The sequence below is a fragment of the Microcoleus sp. N9_A1 genome, from assembly GCF_036701795.1.
Classification (GTDB): domain Bacteria; phylum Cyanobacteriota; class Cyanobacteriia; order Cyanobacteriales; family Microcoleaceae; genus Microcoleus.
Genome location: NZ_JAUBRI010000057.1, coordinates 1 through 15,618, shown reverse-complemented (window position 1 = coordinate 15,618; position 15,618 = coordinate 1). Strand labels below are relative to the sequence as shown.

The following is a 15,618-nucleotide window of genomic DNA, read 5'->3' as shown; positions in this document are numbered from 1 at the left end:
GAAAGGTGAGAATTTTTCTGCTTCTGGCGTTGCTGATGCCAGATTTCGGCTTGATTTTTGAGTTAATCGGACTTGTTTTCATCAACCCGGTTTCTAAGGAAAATCAGAGGTTGACAGCCGTATATCTGTGCAGAAACCGGGTTTTTGAGGCCGGATGTGCAAGTTCTAGTTAAATTTCTGTGCTTGAATATTAAGGGTTTTTATTCTGAAATTGTTTATGACTGTCGATCGAAACTCTCTTCAATTTGACAATAGAGATGGGGCTGGTGGCTCTGGTGGGACTGTTAATCTCGGCGAGGAGCCGGGGAGACCTTCGCCGAATCCAGGCAGCCGGATCGCGAGCGCGGTGCTGTCTCCGGCGGTGCAGTTGTGGCTGCGATCGCAAGTTCAGCAGGTGGACGAGTTGAAGGTGAAAATTGAGGGGAGCGATCGACAAATCTTCAGCGGTGCGATCCCCAAAGTCACGGCTGCAGCTCGCGGTGCTGTGTATAAAGGACTACACCTAACTGAAGTTGCCATAGAGGGCTGTGGCATTCGCATCAACCTCGGTCAAGCTCTCAAAGGCCAACCAGTGCGCCTCCTGGAATCCGTTCCCGTGGCAGGGGTTTTGAGGCTCAGCCAAACGGATTTGAATGCGTCGCTGAAAGCGCCTTTGCTGGCTGATGCTTTGAGCGAATTTTTGCTGCCTATGCTGCCACTGACAGATAGGGAAAAGTCGCTGAAGTTGCAAAATTCTCAGATCGCAATTGAAGCGGGTTTGTTAACGCTTTCGGCGGCAATCTTGTGCGCTGGCGGTAGGCAAATTCCTTTGGTATTGCGGACTGGTTTGCGGATAGCCAGCGGTCGCGAATTGATGTTTGAATCACCAGAAATCGAACTCGATGGAGAATTAAAGAGCAGTGATTTCAATGGTTTTAAAATTGATTTTGGGCCGGAAGTTGAGATAGAAGAGTTGATTTTGAGTCCGGGGGAGATTGTTGGTCGGGGGGGAATTAGAGTTTTGCCTTAGTTAGTTGACTGTTGACAGTTGACTGTTGACAGTTGACTGTTGACAGTTGACTGTTGATTGTTGATTGTTGACAGTTGACTGTTGACAGTTGACTGTTGATTGTTGATTGTTGGCTTTAACCTGGTTCTTTGGTAGCTCCTGGGAATAAATAGCCAATGCCCAATGCCCAATGCCCAATGCCCAATGCCCAATGCCCAATGCCCAATTACCGATTAATTAAAAAAGAGTCGATCGCGGGCAACAGTAAAGTCACAAAATAATAGACTAAGGGTGCGGTAAAAACATAACTGTCAGTGCGATCGAGAATGCCGCCATGACCGGGGATCAACTGTCCCGAATCCTTAACGCCGGCGTCTCGTTTCATCATCGACTCAGTTAAATCTCCCAACAGGCTAGCAACCCCAATCAACAGACCAAAAGCAGCCCCAGTATACTGCCACCCCGGCCAGTGTAAATACCAAGAACCAGCGACTGCCACGGCGATGCTGCCGCAAACTCCAAATACGGCACCTTCAACGGTCTTTTTGGGGCTGATGTGGGATAGGCTAGTGCGCCCGAAGAATTTGCCGACAAAATAAGCCCCAATGTCAGCGGCCCAGATGCAGAAGAAAGCCAGCAGCAGCGAAGTCAATCCTAAAGATATGTGGCTGGAATTTGTCCAAGACGGGGACGGGTAAATGTTAACCGGCAAATTGCTTGCTACTGCGCTCGATAGTTGGGTTGTAGCAAGATTGGCGGGGTCGAGGCCGACTCGCAGCCGTACCCAATAGCTGGGCAAATAACCGCCGTAGAACAATCCTAAAACTGAGGAGGCAATATCGGCGATCGTCGATAATTTAGGTTGGAATAACAGGTAGAAACAAATTAAGGTTCCCGCTAAGGGGAACATGGCATCTACGAGTTCCGGTGCTAGGGCGGCAGTAATTAATAGCCCTTGACTGACGGCTAAGGTAGTTTTGGCAGCGGGTGCAATGCCTTTAGCCCTGGCTAATTGAAAATATTCCAATTGGCCTAGGTAGACGATGACTCCAAAGCCGACGGTGAAGTACCATCCGCCCATAATAATCATTCCCAAAGCAAGGGCGATCGCAACTATTCCACTCAGGATACGAGACCAAGGCATAAAATGAATTTCTCTTGCAGACGGCGGTGGATCATTCGATTTTGGATTTTGGATTTTAGATTTTAGATTCTAGATTTACTCCACAGATGAATCTGGGAGATTGAACCTTGGTCTAAAATTTTGGGTGGTTCACGACGATTGTCGGCTGCTTGTACCCGTTTTTGGGCGGTGTCTGTCATTCGACGCAAGGATGTAAGGATTGTTAGGGTACGTTTTCCTCCCTTGCACAGCCAAGCCGAATACCCAACTGGCGATGATCCAAAATCTCAACTCAGGGGTTCAATCCAGCTATGGTCGCCCTTATTCTAAGTATGAAGGTTAAGTGAACTTAAAAAAGATTAAGAATTACATTTAGGAATGGGCATAGGGCATAGGGCATGGGGCATTGGCTATGTATTCCCAGGATCTGCCGAGGAACCAGGTTAAAGTTAACTGTCAACTGTCAACTGTCAACTGTCAACTAACTTCTAATCCAGCTTTTCGCCGCTGAGAATAAATATGGGATTGACGGCGGCAAAGGTTTGACTGAGGCCGCGAGTCTCCAAGCGGTTGACGGCGGACTGGACTACCTCGATGTTGCGGACTTGTAACTCGGCGAACCCTTCGGAAAGGGCGTAAAGATTCTCTAAATTCGATGCTGTGGCGACAACTCTACCGTGGGGCTGCAAGTACCGCCAGACTTCTTGGAGAATGGCTTTAATGGGGCGACCTCCTTCGATGCAGACTCGGTGGGGGGGTTGGGGCAGGTTTTCCAGACATTCCGGGGCACTGCCTTCTATGACTTCTACGTTGTCGAGCTCGAATCGATCGCAATTTCTGCGAATCAAGCTTGCTACTTCTTCGTCCCTTTCGACGGCGATAATCCGACCTTTGGGACACAGCAAACCTGTTTCTACGGCGATCGTACCAGTACCTGCACCGATGTCCCACACGACTGAATCTGCTTGCAGCCGCAGGTGGGATATTAACAGCAGTCGGACTTCTCGCTTACTCATGGGAATTCCCGGTAAACGTTCAAATAAGTCATCGGGAATGCCTGGAGTGACGTAGGGCCAAAGCATAGTTCTATTTTTGATTTTTGATTTTTGATTGAAGCAAGACCGAAGTTGGAACTCGCGGAAGAAGTATAAATTCTCCCCATTTCCCCCAAGCCTTAATATTTACTGTCGCACAACCTTGAGTGTTTGGAGGCCGGGATCGCTGCAACCTGTAATTTTTCCGCCGGCGGCCAGGATTTGTTGCAGGTAGTCAACGGCTGCTGGGGTAATAATTTCACCGGGCATCAGGACTGGTATTCCTGGGGGGTAGGGACAGATGAGTTCGGCGCACAGGCGATCGACTGCTTTGTCTGCGGATACTGTTTCCGCCGGGAAAAAGAAAGCCTCGCGGGGGGAGACGAGAGGGGGAGAGGGGGAGAGTGGGAGAGTGGGAGATTGGGCAAATCTTCCATCGGACATCTTCCTTCTTCTCTCGGACTTCTTCTTTCGGACTTCTTCCTTCTTCCTGACATCCGTTACATCCGTTACATCCGTTACAGAATCCGTTGCCGAACTTCCTTCTTCCTTCTTCCTTCTTCCTTCTAAAAGAGTACAAGCTTTAACTAAATTGTCAATATCTGATTCTGTATTTCCCAAGCTGATAATAAATGTTAAATGTCGGGGCATGGGAAGTTCTGCGGTGACGGCGAGTTGAGAGTGCAGAATTTCATCGGCGGCAAATCCTGTGATTCCTAAATCTGATACTTTTACTGTTAGCCTGGTGCGGTCTAATGCTGCACAACCCGGAGTATTTAATGGTTCTAAAACAGATAAGCCGGGAATTTGACTAATGCGCGATCGCGCTTTTTCGGCTAGCTGTAAAGTTTGCGCCATTAACTCTTTGCCGTGGAGTGCGATTTGTTGGCGGGCTGCGTCTAGGGATGCTAATAGTATGTAACTCGGACTGGTAGATTGTACTAACTGCAATGCTCTATTTAATTTTTGGATATCTATGCGATCGCCCTTGAGGTGCAGCATCGATGCTTGTGTCATTGCACCGAGGGTTTTGTGGATTGATTGTACTGTTAAATCGGCACCGGCTGATAGTGCTGGTTCTGGCAAGTTTGGATGAAAGTTAAAGTGCGCGCCGTGGGCTTCGTCTACTAATAATGGTATGTTGTATTGATGGGTAATTTGGGCGATCGCCCGCAAATCCCCGCAGACGCCGTGATAGGTTGGGTAAACCATCATTACTGCTTTCGCGTCGGGATGTTGTTCTAATGCTGCGGCTGTGGCTTCTGGGGTGATGCTGTTGGCAATATCCCAATCCGAGTTGTACTCTGGATTGACAAAAATTGGAATTGCACCGGATAAAATCAAACCTGAAATCGCCGAGGTGTGGATATTTCGAGGCAAGATAATTTTATCGCCGGGGCTGCAAGTTGCTAAGATGGCGGCGATAATTCCGCAAGTCGAACCGTTAGCCAAAAACCGAGTTGATTGGGCTCCAAAAGCTTCGGCGGCTAAGTCTTGAGCTTCGGCAATTGCACCTTCTGGGTTAAAGAGATTATCTAATTCCGGCAATTCCGGCAAATCCGATCGAAATACTGTCGCACCGAATAAGTCAATTAGGGGTTGAGAGATTCCTTGTCCGCGTTTATGTCCGGGGGCGTAAAATGGGGCGTGCGGATGATTTGTGCGATCGCGCAAGGCATCTAATAGAGGCGTTTGTTGTTGAGAGTTTGCTGGTGACACGCTTAATCCTGATTGCTGTATTTGATATCTAAGTAGAGCGATATGAAAAAACCATAATATCTTGTAGGGACGGGTTGAGCTAGTACCTTTACTTTCAGGCAGTTTCTTGCTGTACTCACGCGATCTACCCATCTAATGTTTATTTGTAACCACCTACTTAGTTTAATGCCAAAGGCATAAATTTCTGCAGCCGTAATAATTAATTATAGCTATTTAGATAGATGTGTTCACTGCACTCTTGAGTTTAAAATTATGATATAAAACAATACCACAACTCAGTTATTTTTGTTGAAAAATATAGCTAGAAGTGGCGACCAAATGTTTTTGGAATATCTCTATTAGCGAGCAAAACACTAACATGATTTTTCCCAACCCTACTCCATTTCCCGGCCCGCAGATTCCCAGTACCGAACCGGGGCTGCCGACTATACCCGCATCGCCACCAGTGCCGGGCCCCGTTCCCGAACCGATTCCCGGGATAGTACCGGAACCGGTACCTGCGCCAATTCCGCAGCCAATTCCCGAACCGGTGCCAGAAACTGTACCCTCTCCGATTCCTCAGACAGTGCCGAGTCCAATTCCTCAGACAATCCCTGAACCTGTTTAAATGATGTTTTAGTCGATCGCCAAATTTAAGATTGTTTGTAAGGTCGATCGCAAAAACCGAGTTTCCCCAAAGTCCCCAATATTTTTGTGGAATATCAGACTTGAAAAAACTCGGTTTTTGCCTAAATTATCGATTAACTACTTACTGAAGTTGATCGAACTCTCTTTACAAAAGTTAACACCAAACAAATCACTGGATTTGCCGTCAGAGTATTCGGCCCTGACATCAAAAACACAGTCCGTCGCGCGAGGACCCTCGTAGTCAGCTGAATCCCAGTCAAAAGAGAAAGTGCCCCGATCGGCAAGCGGACCGTCTAACAGGTTTTCTCCCCAATCCTCGTCGGAAGTACCCGAATAGAGGCCTATCATCGTCTTGCCGCTGTTGTTAAGCACCGAAATTTTGACCCTCTCAGCGAAAACGCTAGCTGCTGCGAGCCCTAACAGAGGCAGCGACAGCACCGCAGCGATCGTTACTTTGCTTAACCATCGGTTAACCATTGAGCCATCTACCTTAAGTTGTATATTTATTTAAGCTTAGCAGTGGAAGTTAGAAAGCACAAGTCAGATATATTGCTATTGCTTATGATATTTTGAAACAGTGATATGTTTCTAAATAGCTATGCTTACTGCCGGAATTGTCGGACTGCCTAATGTTGGCAAATCTACTTTGTTTAATGCTCTGGTTGCTAATGCCAAGGCGACTGCTGCTAATTTTCCTTTCTGTACGATCGAGCCAAATACGGGTATCGTGGCAGTGCCAGACGAACGTTTGAAGGTGCTGAGCAATATTTCTACTTCCGCGCAAACAGTGCCGACGCGGATGGAGTTTGTGGATATTGCGGGTTTGGTGAAGGGGGCGAGTCAGGGGGAAGGATTAGGAAATCAGTTTTTGTCTCACATCCGGGCCGTAGATGCGATCGTCCACGTTGTCCGCTGTTTTGACAATGATGATATTATTCACGTTGCGGGTTCTGTCGATCCCCAGCGAGATATTGACATTATCAATCTCGAATTAATTTTAGCAGACTTAGCTCAAATTGAACGCAGGCTCGATCGCACTCGCAAGCTCGCCCGCAACAATAAGGAAGCTCAGGCCGAAGTGGATGTACTCGAAAAATTAGTCGCTGTTTTGAATGCGGGGAAACCGGCGCGGCAGTACAATTTCACAGATGAAGAAGCTGAATTAGTTAAAGGTTTGGAATTACTGACCAACAAACCAATTATCTATGCTGCTAACGTGTCGGACGACGATTTAGCAACTGGAAATAGCTATGTCGAACAAGTGCGGGAAGTAGCAACTAAAGAAAATGCTAAGGTTGTCATAGTTTCGGCGCAAGTTGAGTCAGAATTGGTGGAGTTATCCGAGGAAGAACGAACGGATTTCCTAGAATCTCTGGGAGTAAAAGAAGGTGGCTTGAAATCTCTGATTCGAGCTACTTACGAATTATTGGGTTTGCGGACTTATTTTACTAGCGGGCCGAAAGAAACTCGCGCTTGGACAATTATCGCGGGAATGTTAGCACCGCAAGCTGCGGGGGTGATTCACTCGGATTTTGAACGGGGTTTCATCCGGGCCGAAACTGTAGCTTATGAAGATTTGGTTGCTACGGGCGCGATGAATGCGGCTAAGGAAAAAGGCTTAGTTCGCAGTGAAGGAAAAGAGTATGTTGTACAAGAGGGGGATGTGCTGTTGTTCCGATTTAATGTTTAGCTTTTTTAAGGAGATGAACACATGGATATCGTTTCGCTGGCAATTGCTTGGCTGGTAACTTCGGTGAGCTTTTTTATTATTTCCAAGTTACCCATCGGGGTGGACATTGACACTTTTGGAAAAGCGATGATTTCGGCTGCAGTTTTTGGATTGCTGAATGCTTTTCTGCGGCCGCTTTTTGTTGGAAATGTTGGACCATTTGCGTTGCCAACTTATAGCTTGTTTGCGATTGTTATCAACGCTGCTATGTTTGGATTGGCGGCTTGGCTAGTAGATGGGTTTCGCTTGCGGTGGGGAATTTGGAGTGCTTTGCTGGGGGCGATCGCCCTCGGTTTTATCAACTCTTTGCTCTCTGAGCTGTTGCGGACTCTGCCTAGTGTAAGGTAGCTCCGGGTAATGCGGGGGCGGAAGGAAGGGGCGGGTTTATTCATCCTGTTAGTTATCGCAAATCTTTCAGGTGAAACCCGCCCTTACGGCAAATATTTTAGGTTTAATTCCCCATATCAGGTATTTGTTTTTTGGTATTGGTTGAGTTTTTAGCCTTCGCAGTAGTCGATAAATTGCTCTGGAACTAGGCGCAATTCGCCCGATCGAAAGCGATCGATCGGCATCCAAAATGCAGTATGTTCCCCATCTCCGTCTGCAAAATCCAGACTCTCCAATTGATAAAATTTGGAATCGACAAAATCGCACTGGTATAGTTGTATTAATTCGTGTCCAGCCTGACCATTAAAAATAAAAAAATTTTCCAAACAAGCCAAATATTTGATATTTGTTAACTCGGCTTGAATTTCTTCTTGAAACTCTCTTTGCACAGCGTCGATGCTGTGTTCTCCGAATTCTATGCCACCCCCCAGAGCTCGGTAAAATGTGTCTTGTTTGACCGGATCTTCGCATTCTGACACGAAAATGCGATCGGCCGATCGAATTAATCCTAAAACAATTACGCGAATATTAGGTAATTTTTGCATAATTAGTCATTAGCCATCAGTTAGTCTATTTAGATTTTAGATTTTGGATTGAGGATTGAGGAGTGAATTAAATCATTTAAATAAGCTTGTGGGATGGGCGTCTCGCCCGTCTATAAGGGACGGGCGAGACGCCCATCCCACAAGAAAAATCACGCATTGCAGTTTATTTAATTCTCCTTCCTTACTTGCAGCATTGAATCTGGGAGGATGAACCTTAGTCTAGGGCTTATGGAAATTTAATTATTTTAGGGTGCGGGTTCCGTACCTTACTATTGCAAGTCGCGAGGGCGGGCACGGGGACACCGCCCCTACGGTTAATTATCAGCAACAAACGCCTCTCGACTGCGACTATTTTCAATGGGCCAGTTTTTATTTTCCCCGCCAATAATCAGTTTTTCAATCGTTACGAATTCTTTGCTGAGTTGCTGGAAAACATTAATCAAAACATCGAGGCCAATTGCATCGCTAGTCCCCAAATCAAACCAACAGCGAGCCCAAGAACCTTGATACTCCATTTCTCCCATATTGTGCATTAAAGCCATCATGCTTTGGTCGGCTAGATTAACATCGTAATTCATCTGACTGATATCTAAGCCTTCGTCTTGAACTTGCAAATTTTCCGCATTAAATCCTCCCAGTTTTCCCAAGAAAAACCAAGAGTCAAACACTTCTTCAACATACTGTTTTTCACCGTTTGAAGGCACGTTGCTGAACTTCAGCCAAATCCAGAGGTCAAAGGGGTTAAACTCGCGAAACTCTACTTGCATAGTTTTTTGGTGTTTTTATAGTGGTGGTAAGGCTGTCGGCCCCCAGACTCCATCTGCATCTCTAATTTTATCGCGCATCGGGTCGCAGGCGCGAGATTGGCTGTCGAGACGGTTGCGGGTTCTGCACTGCTGAAAGAAGATTTCGGCTACTAAACTGCGCGGCAGTTGGTCGGGTTTTGCTAAGGCTGCGTCGAAGTTTTTTCGGGCTTCCTCAAGTAAGGTTTTGTTGCCGTCTTTCCCCTGGGATTGGGAAAACAAGATTTGTGCTTTTAGATATAGAACTTCGGGATTATTTGGCGTTTCTGCTAGGGATTTGTTCGCAAATTCTAAAGCGCGATCGTACTTTTTCAAGTCTCGATAGCCTACTGCCATGCCGCGATAAGCTAAGTAGCGGGGAGAGGCTTTTTGTTCCAGTCTTTGAATGGCTTCGTTGGGGTTGGAAAAGGGCAGGTTTGTGGCTAGAATTAAGTCCATGTAGCCTTTAATCAGGTTAAGTTCGGGGTCGTTGGGCGCTATTTTATCGGCGGCCTCTAGGTATTGAAATACTACTCGCAATTTACTCAAAGCTTGGGGCGCGCCTTTGGCTGTTCCTTCTTTGGCTATAATGTGCGATCCTTCTAGAAAGTGACCTGCTGCTGTGTAGATGTTGCCACGCAGTGGGTTGGTTTTGCTTAATTCTTCGGCGACTTCGCGGGTTTTTTGTGCGTAGGAATTCATCGAGTTGAAGTCCTGCTCGATGTATGAGAGGGAAGCTGCCATTGCATAGACTAGCGGCTCGTTTGGTTCGGCTGATAGTGCTTGTTGAATTTGAGTTTTTGCTTGTTTGTAGTTTCCTTGCTGAAACATTGTTTTGAAAGCGGTTTCGGTGTTGGGGCCGATCGCCTGCGGGTTGCTGCTGCGAAAGGGATCGCCCGCTACTGCTGAGTTAATGCAAATGCTGAGGGCGATCGCTCCTGCACAGGCGATGATCATCGCCCGCACTGTCTGTTTAGAACCTAACATTTGCTTGCCCAGCGATGCTAAAGGGGTTTTCGTCATCGTCAATTCTCTCAATGTAATATACTGTAAACTAGAAACAAGAGAGTTAAATTTTCAGACTTTCGGGCCGCGACCAAAAAAAGAGTGAAATTTGCTTGATTTTTTGTGGTTGTTGAGGTATATTTTAATAATGGGAGTGTGACTTGTAATATATATATTAAAAGACAGATTTCGATTATTAATAATATACCATGAAATAACAGAACAATCAAACGCCAATCCTGAAAAAGAAGGAAATTTTTGTAAAGATTTATGTAAAATAATTGTGTGCGATCGGCACGAGCCAAAAACCACCTTAACTATCAATAGGACAACCAGGAGTTCCCTCATCCAACAATAACTATTTTTCTGACTGCCAACTGCCAACTGCCAACTGCCAACTAACAACTGCCATTAATGCTTTATCTAAAAAACTTAGTATATCATCCTACCGCCTGTCCGAATCCTATTCTGAAAAATATTAACTTAGAACTGCCCTCGCAGCAAATGGGGCTGATTGTGGGTCGCAGCGGTTCAGGCAAAAGTACGCTATTAGAAATATTAGCAGGTTTAGCGGAAAAAACTAGCGGCGACATCCGTTGGCGGGAACAAGAATTAACACCGGAACACTTGCAACAATTAGGAGGTTTAGTGTTTCAGTTTCCAGAAAGGCATTTTTGCGGAGGCACAATTTTAGAAGAATTGCGGTTGGGTCATCCTGAATTGGGACAAGAACAAATTAACTCAGCAATGGCAGAAGTGGGACTAGGACATTTGCCGCTGCGCGCTTCCCCCCACGCTTTGAGCGGCGGACAACAGCGCAGGGTAGCGCTGGCGGTGCAGCTAATTCGGCAGCCGCATTTGCTACTATTGGATGAACCGACGGCGGGTTTGGATTGGTCGATGCGGCGGCAGTTGGTAAGCTTGTTGAGCAAGTTGAAAAATCACTGGACTTTGTTGATTGTTACTCACGATGCTAGCGATTTGCTGAGCGTTGCCGATCGATTTTGGACTTTAGATCACGGTGATTTGCAGGAGGTCGATCGGGCTAAATTAGAAGCTAAGGAAACGAGTTGTGTGAGTCAGTAGTCAGTTGGCAGTTGGCAGTTGGCAGTTGTTAGTAGCCAGTTGGCAGTAGTCAGTAGTCAGTAGTCAGTAGTAATTTTAGCCTGAGCGAAGTCGAAGGCTAGTCAGTAGTCATTAGCATTTTGTAGGGGCGGGTTTAGCTAAGGATATCTGATACAAATGACTAAAAAAAGGCAAAACCCGCCCTCTCTCTCTCTCTCTCTCTCTCTCAGTCATTAGTCAGTAGTCATTAGTCAATAGTTCTTTCAATAGTTATTAGAAAATGAACCAGACGGAAATTATGATGTTGCCGGAAATGAACGACTTGTGGCAAAAAACGCTGAATTGGCAGCCGGATGAGTCGCAGCAGCAACAATTTCAGCGGCTTTATGAGTTAATTGTCGAGGGAAATCGCTCTTTGAATTTAACTCGAATTACCGAGCCGATGGAGTTTTGGGAAAAACATTTGTGGGATTCTCTGCGGGGAATTGCGAGACTGCTGCCAACTAATCACAATTCGGCGGAAAATCCAGAATCGGCCACCGAGTCGGTGCAGAAAGCGATCGACATTGGGACAGGTGGGGGTTTTCCGGGTCTGCCGATCGCGATCGTCCTACCGCATTTATCTGTCACTCTCCTGGATTCAACCCGCAAAAAAATTACTTTCTTGGAAACAGTTTTGCCGTATTTAGGGATAGAAAATGCTGTGACTTTGTTGGGTAGATCTGATGAAATTGCCCGACAGCCGCATCACAAACAAGCTTACGATCTAGCACTTCTGAGAGCAGTTGGAGCCGCTCCTCTCTGCGCTAAATGCGCGCTGCCCCTGCTGAAAAATGGCGGTTTGGCTGTACTTTACCGAGGAAATTGGACGGTGGAGGAAGAGACGGAGTTGCAAAGGGCGATCGAGCATTTGGGCGGCACAGTTGAGTCAGTCGAAGCATTCACAACGCCGACGAGTCAGGGGGCGCGGCACTGCGTTTACTTGCGGAAAGTTGAATAAATTTGTAGTTATGAGATTGGGATTTTTAAACCGCAGATATTAGGAGATAAACACAGATAAACGCAGATAAAATTCCACCTGCGTTTATCTGCGTTTATCTGCGGTTTAAAAAAATCATATCGCCTTTTCGTAGCGCTTGTTAACTTCCGTCCAATTAACCACGTTCCACCAAGCTTTTAAGTAGTCGGCGCGGAGGTTTTGATACTTGAGATAATAAGCGTGTTCCCAAACATCATTGCCCATAATTGGATAGTTGCCATCTATAAAAGGAGTGTCTTGATTTGCCGTAGTTGCAATCTCTAGTTTGCCTGCTTTGTTGCGAACCAGCCAAACCCAACCGCTGCCAAAACGCTTAGTTCCAGCCTCATTAAATTTGGCTTGAAAATCGCTAACACTGCCGAAATCTTGCTTGATTGCTGTTGCAATTGCCCCTGTGGGTTCGCCGCCGCCGTTGGGACCCATGATTTCCCAAAACATACTGTGATTTAGGTGTCCGCCGCCATTGTTACGCACGGTTGTGCGAATATCTTCTGGCACTTTGCTCAAATCTCGTAGCATATTTTCCGCAGTGATATTTTTGAGTTGCGGGTATTTACTGACAGCATCGTTGAGGTTTTTAACGTAGGCGGCGTGATGTTTGTCGTGGTGAAATTGCATGGTCCGCGCGTCGATGTGCGGTTCTAAAGCGTTGTATTCGTAAGGCAGAGGCGGCAGTGTAAAAGGGCCGGGAGTTTGGGCTGTTTTTGGACTTTCTGCAATGGGACTTGCTTGCGATACATTATTTCCTGACGCTTGGCAAGCACCTGCGGTAATAGCTCCGACGGTAGCAGTCACCAAATACAAGAAATCTCGGCGTTTGAGAGTCATAAAAAGTACCTAAGTGAATTATTAACTGTTTTATCTCAGATTAAAGCAAAATGGGAGTGAGTTGAGAAAAAAAGTGGTATCGCCCGAATGGATGAGACGGATGGGCGATGGTTGTGAGAGTTTCTCAAGTATAGGCTAATTGTGTGCGCGTAACTAACTCACGTGCTCCGGTTCACTAATCCGGTTTCTGTCTCGAAACCGGGTTTTTTTTGATTATTCTTGGGACAAGCGCTGGATGGCTTCGCCTCCAAAAAGCCGATCGGCTGCTTGAAGAATACCGGGAATTTTAGCAGCGTGGGGACTGTGGGCGAGAGGGCGGCGCAAGTCTAATTCATTGAGGCGATCTGCTTTTTTGCCGGGAAACCAGTGGCTGGCGTTACCCAAGAGGTTGTAGCGCATCTTGCAATAGTCGATCGTATCGTAAGCCTGCGCCAAATTCCACAGCCACAAAATCACACGAATGTTAACCTCTCCGGGAGTATTTTCGATAGTTGGTAAACCGACATCCCAAGTCTTAAACCAATCTTCTCCTAATTTATCAATCGCTGCCTTTTCCAACCTTGCTAATATCGGCGGCAACAATTCATCGGGTCTATCTAACAATTCTACAGCTTTCAGATGCTCGTTAAAATCTTCAGGTTTGGCAGCACCCAAACTCAAAGTATGTACTTGCGGGTGCGACAAACAAAACAAATCATTAAACACCATCGGACTCAGGGGATAGCACAAATCAACCAATTTTTGCGATGGGTTGTAGAGTTGACCGCCTTTGTCGGAAGGGCTGATAATAAAAACGCCCATGTCGTGACGTTTTGCTGCTTCAATTGCGGGCAAATTAATTTGATTGATGTAGTACCAGTGCAAATTAATATAATCAAATTGATTTGTCTCAATGGTTTTGACAATCACATCCGTCGGCCCGTGAGTTGCAAAACCAATAAACCGAACTTTGCCTTCTGCTTGCAATTGTTTAGCAACATCCATGCAGCCGCCGGGACGCATGGAGTCATCTAGCAATTCCCACGTATTAATGCCGTGTAGGGAAAATAAATCGACGTATTCTAATTGCAAATAAGCTAAGGATTTATTAAATTCTTCGCGAAAATCCTGGGAGTTGGCTTGGGGATTTACTTTAGTTTGAACTATCAATTTTTCGCGGGGAAACTGCGGCAAAATTAAGCCCAACTGCATCTCGGAAGTGCCGTAACCGCGAGCAGTTTCTATGTGATTGATGCCGCATTCGATAGAATAACGAATTGTGGCTTCTACATTTTGTTGATTCTCTGGTGGAATCTCATTTACTGGCACGTCTTGCCATTTGTGGTGATATCTCATACCGCCACAGGAAAAGACGGGCATGGATAATTCTGTGCGGCCGAATCTGCGATATTGCATTATCAAAAAGAAGGAAGAAGGAAGAAGGAAGAAGGAAGCGGGAAGAGGGAAGAAAAGAAATTTAACGTCGGAACTTACGCACCAAGCTTAAGAAACTGGGTTTCATGGACGACAATATTTCGTTGCAGTCCGTAGATTCGGGCAAAAACTCAGTTTCTGACTATCAGTGCGTAAGTCCTATTAACTCTAGGTACGAGCAGCGCCCGGGCTAACTATTTCCTATTTAGAAATTTCGCGCACTACGGGTTTACCGTCTTTGATTTCGCCGACTAAAACCAAATCTGTACAGTTAACAAACAAGCCATTTTCTAACACGCCGGGAATATTATTCAAAGTTTTTTCTAATTCCGCAGGATTGTCAAGGTTATCAAATTGAACGTCTATTACCATGTTACCTTGGTCGGTAATTACTGGGCCGGCTTTTTTGATTCCCATGCGGAGTTCTGGTTTGCCTCCCAATTTTTCGATGGCGCGAGTAACGGGGGTGATTGCCATCGGTATTACTTCGATGGGTACGCGAAAAGTCGAACCCAATTTATCTACCATTTTGGAACTGTCAACTACTACAATAAACTGAGTTGCGAGGTAATCTACAACTTTTTCGCGGGTGTGGGCTGCGCCACCACCTTTAATTAAGTTGAGGTGGGGGTCTACTTCATCAGCGCCGTCAATAGCAACATCAATTCTGTCAATTTCATCTAGTGTTGTCAGCGGTACTCCGTACTGTTTGGCTAACACTTCTGATTGAAAAGATGTCGGCACTCCCTTGATATCTTTGAGTTGACCTAATTTTATGCGATCGCCCAACGCTTGAATAGTATAAGCTGTAGTTGACCCCGTGCCGAGTCCGACAATCATACCAGATTGTACGCGATCGGCTGCTGCAAAGCCGACTTGCTGTTTCATCAATTTTACGGGGTCTTGTTCTGTGGTCATGTTCGGTACTCCTCAATAGCTTTAAGATTATATCATTTATTATGGATTTATTTAACCGCAGAGAACGCAGAGAACGCAGAGAGGAAGAAGCAGAAGAGACGGCACTCGCAAATTGTGTCAAGTGGGAAATTCTCTCTTTCTTCTCTGCGCCCTCTGCGCCCTCTGTGGTTAAATAAAAAAAATCTAGTTCACAAATCGGCGGATAATTGCCATAATGAAAATCGGTTTTCTGGATACCTACACTTGGGATTACAATATTGAAACTCCTTACCGCGAACCTTTGGGCGGCACTCATACCATTTTTTTAAAGATGTGCTAGAGATAAAGAATGTAAAATCCAAGACCATCCTGTGAGAAAACCAATGACATGATTCGTTAAAGATGCTAAGATTTCCTGAACTTTTACGCGGAGTTCG

17 protein-coding genes are annotated in these 15,618 nt (G+C 45.9%); 7 read left to right on the top strand and 10 right to left on the bottom strand.

Annotation, left to right across the window (positions count from 1 at the left end):
* The first annotated feature begins 217 nt into the window (after positions 1-217).
* On the top strand, positions 218-1,009 hold the full coding sequence (locus QUA58_RS22825) for a DUF2993 domain-containing protein (protein ID WP_333396155.1): 792 nt from the start codon (positions 218-220) through the stop codon (positions 1,007-1,009).
* Between the two features lie 205 nt (positions 1,010-1,214).
* Here QUA58_RS22825 and QUA58_RS22820 read toward each other — a convergent pair whose 3' ends face one another.
* From QUA58_RS22820 to QUA58_RS22810, 3 genes are all read right to left on the bottom strand, one after another.
* Complete coding sequence (locus QUA58_RS22820) at positions 1,215-2,132, bottom strand: phosphatidate cytidylyltransferase (RefSeq protein ID WP_333396154.1); 918 nt, start codon at positions 2,130-2,132, stop codon at positions 1,215-1,217.
* 467 nt (positions 2,133-2,599) lie between these two features.
* Positions 2,600-3,193: a precorrin-6Y C5,15-methyltransferase subunit CbiT gene (gene cbiT, locus QUA58_RS22815; protein WP_190659397.1), complete on the bottom strand. Its 594-nt coding sequence runs from the start codon at positions 3,191-3,193 to the stop codon at positions 2,600-2,602.
* Between the two features lie 99 nt (positions 3,194-3,292).
* On the bottom strand, positions 3,293-4,864 hold the full coding sequence (locus QUA58_RS22810) for an aminotransferase class I/II-fold pyridoxal phosphate-dependent enzyme (protein ID WP_333396152.1): 1,572 nt from the start codon (positions 4,862-4,864) through the stop codon (positions 3,293-3,295).
* 358 nt (positions 4,865-5,222) lie between these two features.
* On the opposite strand from QUA58_RS22810, the gene QUA58_RS22805 reads away from it, so the two are divergent.
* Complete coding sequence (locus QUA58_RS22805) at positions 5,223-5,471, top strand: gamma-aminobutyric acid A receptor, epsilon-like protein (RefSeq protein ID WP_333396150.1); 249 nt, start codon at positions 5,223-5,225, stop codon at positions 5,469-5,471.
* Positions 5,472-5,608: 137 nt separating this feature from the next.
* Here the strand turns inward: QUA58_RS22805 and QUA58_RS22800 are convergent, their stop codons facing one another.
* Positions 5,609-5,968 carry a hypothetical protein gene (locus QUA58_RS22800; protein ID WP_333396147.1) on the bottom strand — a complete coding sequence of 120 codons (360 nt, stop codon included), beginning with the start codon at positions 5,966-5,968 and terminating at the stop codon, positions 5,609-5,611.
* 121 nt (positions 5,969-6,089) lie between these two features.
* Between QUA58_RS22800 and ychF the strand changes: the two genes are divergently transcribed.
* Positions 6,090-7,181 carry a redox-regulated ATPase YchF gene (gene ychF, locus QUA58_RS22795; RefSeq protein ID WP_333396145.1) on the top strand — a complete coding sequence of 364 codons (1,092 nt, stop codon included), beginning with the start codon at positions 6,090-6,092 and terminating at the stop codon, positions 7,179-7,181.
* Between the two features lie 21 nt (positions 7,182-7,202).
* Positions 7,203-7,568, top strand: coding sequence for a phage holin family protein (locus QUA58_RS22790; protein ID WP_333396141.1), 366 nt, complete (start codon positions 7,203-7,205; stop codon positions 7,566-7,568).
* Positions 7,569-7,717: 149 nt separating this feature from the next.
* Here the strand turns inward: QUA58_RS22790 and QUA58_RS22785 are convergent, their stop codons facing one another.
* The 3 genes from QUA58_RS22785 to QUA58_RS22775 form a co-directional block, all read right to left on the bottom strand.
* Positions 7,718-8,152: an NUDIX hydrolase gene (locus QUA58_RS22785; RefSeq protein WP_333396138.1), complete on the bottom strand. Its 435-nt coding sequence runs from the start codon at positions 8,150-8,152 to the stop codon at positions 7,718-7,720.
* A 314-nt stretch (positions 8,153-8,466) separates the two neighbouring features.
* Positions 8,467-8,919: a DUF3531 family protein gene (locus QUA58_RS22780; protein ID WP_333396135.1), complete on the bottom strand. Its 453-nt coding sequence runs from the start codon at positions 8,917-8,919 to the stop codon at positions 8,467-8,469.
* A 15-nt stretch (positions 8,920-8,934) separates the two neighbouring features.
* Positions 8,935-9,957: a Sll0314/Alr1548 family TPR repeat-containing protein gene (locus QUA58_RS22775; RefSeq protein WP_333248637.1), complete on the bottom strand. Its 1,023-nt coding sequence runs from the start codon at positions 9,955-9,957 to the stop codon at positions 8,935-8,937.
* Positions 9,958-10,353: 396 nt separating this feature from the next.
* Here QUA58_RS22775 and QUA58_RS22770 point away from each other — a divergent pair, with 396 nt between their 5' ends.
* Entirely contained in the window at positions 10,354-11,025 is a 672-nt protein-coding gene (locus QUA58_RS22770; RefSeq protein ID WP_333248640.1) for an energy-coupling factor ABC transporter ATP-binding protein, read from the top strand.
* A 259-nt stretch (positions 11,026-11,284) separates the two neighbouring features.
* Positions 11,285-12,004, top strand: a complete 720-nt coding sequence (gene rsmG, locus QUA58_RS22765) for a 16S rRNA (guanine(527)-N(7))-methyltransferase RsmG (protein ID WP_333396133.1) — start codon at positions 11,285-11,287, stop codon at positions 12,002-12,004.
* A gap of 114 nt (positions 12,005-12,118) precedes the next feature.
* Here the strand turns inward: rsmG and QUA58_RS22760 are convergent, their stop codons facing one another.
* Together QUA58_RS22760 and QUA58_RS22755 are read right to left on the bottom strand one after the other, a co-directional pair.
* Positions 12,119-12,871 (bottom strand): Fe-Mn family superoxide dismutase, encoded by a 753-nt coding sequence (locus QUA58_RS22760; RefSeq protein WP_333248644.1) that lies wholly within the window; start codon positions 12,869-12,871, stop codon positions 12,119-12,121.
* Positions 12,872-13,084: 213 nt separating this feature from the next.
* Positions 13,085-14,266 (bottom strand): aldo/keto reductase, encoded by a 1,182-nt coding sequence (locus QUA58_RS22755; protein ID WP_333248646.1) that lies wholly within the window; start codon positions 14,264-14,266, stop codon positions 13,085-13,087.
* On the opposite strand from QUA58_RS22755, the gene QUA58_RS22750 reads away from it, so the two are divergent.
* Positions 14,229-14,357: a hypothetical protein gene (locus QUA58_RS22750; RefSeq protein ID WP_333309531.1), complete on the top strand. Its 129-nt coding sequence runs from the start codon at positions 14,229-14,231 to the stop codon at positions 14,355-14,357. The two genes, QUA58_RS22755 and QUA58_RS22750, sit on opposite strands and share 38 nt — an antisense overlap.
* A 128-nt stretch (positions 14,358-14,485) precedes the next feature.
* Here QUA58_RS22750 and rpiA read toward each other — a convergent pair whose 3' ends face one another.
* Complete coding sequence (gene rpiA, locus QUA58_RS22745) at positions 14,486-15,202, bottom strand: ribose-5-phosphate isomerase RpiA (protein ID WP_333396130.1); 717 nt, start codon at positions 15,200-15,202, stop codon at positions 14,486-14,488.
* Between the last annotated feature and the right edge of the window lie 416 nt (positions 15,203-15,618).

Coding starts and splice junctions, on each gene's coding strand:
- QUA58_RS22825 (WP_333396155.1), top strand. CDS start 218: ATGACTGTCGATCGAAACTCTCTTCAATTTGACAATAGAGATGGGGCT.
- QUA58_RS22820 (WP_333396154.1), bottom strand. CDS start 2,132: ATGCCTTGGTCTCGTATCCTGAGTGGAATAGTTGCGATCGCCCTTGCT.
- cbiT (WP_190659397.1), bottom strand. CDS start 3,193: ATGCTTTGGCCCTACGTCACTCCAGGCATTCCCGATGACTTATTTGAA.
- QUA58_RS22805 (WP_333396150.1), top strand. CDS start 5,223: ATGATTTTTCCCAACCCTACTCCATTTCCCGGCCCGCAGATTCCCAGT.
- QUA58_RS22800 (WP_333396147.1), bottom strand. CDS start 5,968: ATGGTTAACCGATGGTTAAGCAAAGTAACGATCGCTGCGGTGCTGTCG.
- ychF (WP_333396145.1), top strand. CDS start 6,090: ATGCTTACTGCCGGAATTGTCGGACTGCCTAATGTTGGCAAATCTACT.
- QUA58_RS22790 (WP_333396141.1), top strand. CDS start 7,203: ATGGATATCGTTTCGCTGGCAATTGCTTGGCTGGTAACTTCGGTGAGC.
- QUA58_RS22785 (WP_333396138.1), bottom strand. CDS start 8,152: ATGCAAAAATTACCTAATATTCGCGTAATTGTTTTAGGATTAATTCGA.
- QUA58_RS22780 (WP_333396135.1), bottom strand. CDS start 8,919: ATGCAAGTAGAGTTTCGCGAGTTTAACCCCTTTGACCTCTGGATTTGG.
- QUA58_RS22775 (WP_333248637.1), bottom strand. CDS start 9,957: ATGACGAAAACCCCTTTAGCATCGCTGGGCAAGCAAATGTTAGGTTCT.
- QUA58_RS22770 (WP_333248640.1), top strand. CDS start 10,354: ATGCTTTATCTAAAAAACTTAGTATATCATCCTACCGCCTGTCCGAAT.
- rsmG (WP_333396133.1), top strand. CDS start 11,285: ATGAACCAGACGGAAATTATGATGTTGCCGGAAATGAACGACTTGTGG.
- QUA58_RS22760 (WP_333248644.1), bottom strand. CDS start 12,871: ATGACTCTCAAACGCCGAGATTTCTTGTATTTGGTGACTGCTACCGTC.
- QUA58_RS22750 (WP_333309531.1), top strand. CDS start 14,229: ATGGATAATTCTGTGCGGCCGAATCTGCGATATTGCATTATCAAAAAG.
- QUA58_RS22755 (WP_333248646.1), bottom strand. CDS start 14,266: ATGCAATATCGCAGATTCGGCCGCACAGAATTATCCATGCCCGTCTTT.
- rpiA (WP_333396130.1), bottom strand. CDS start 15,202: ATGACCACAGAACAAGACCCCGTAAAATTGATGAAACAGCAAGTCGGC.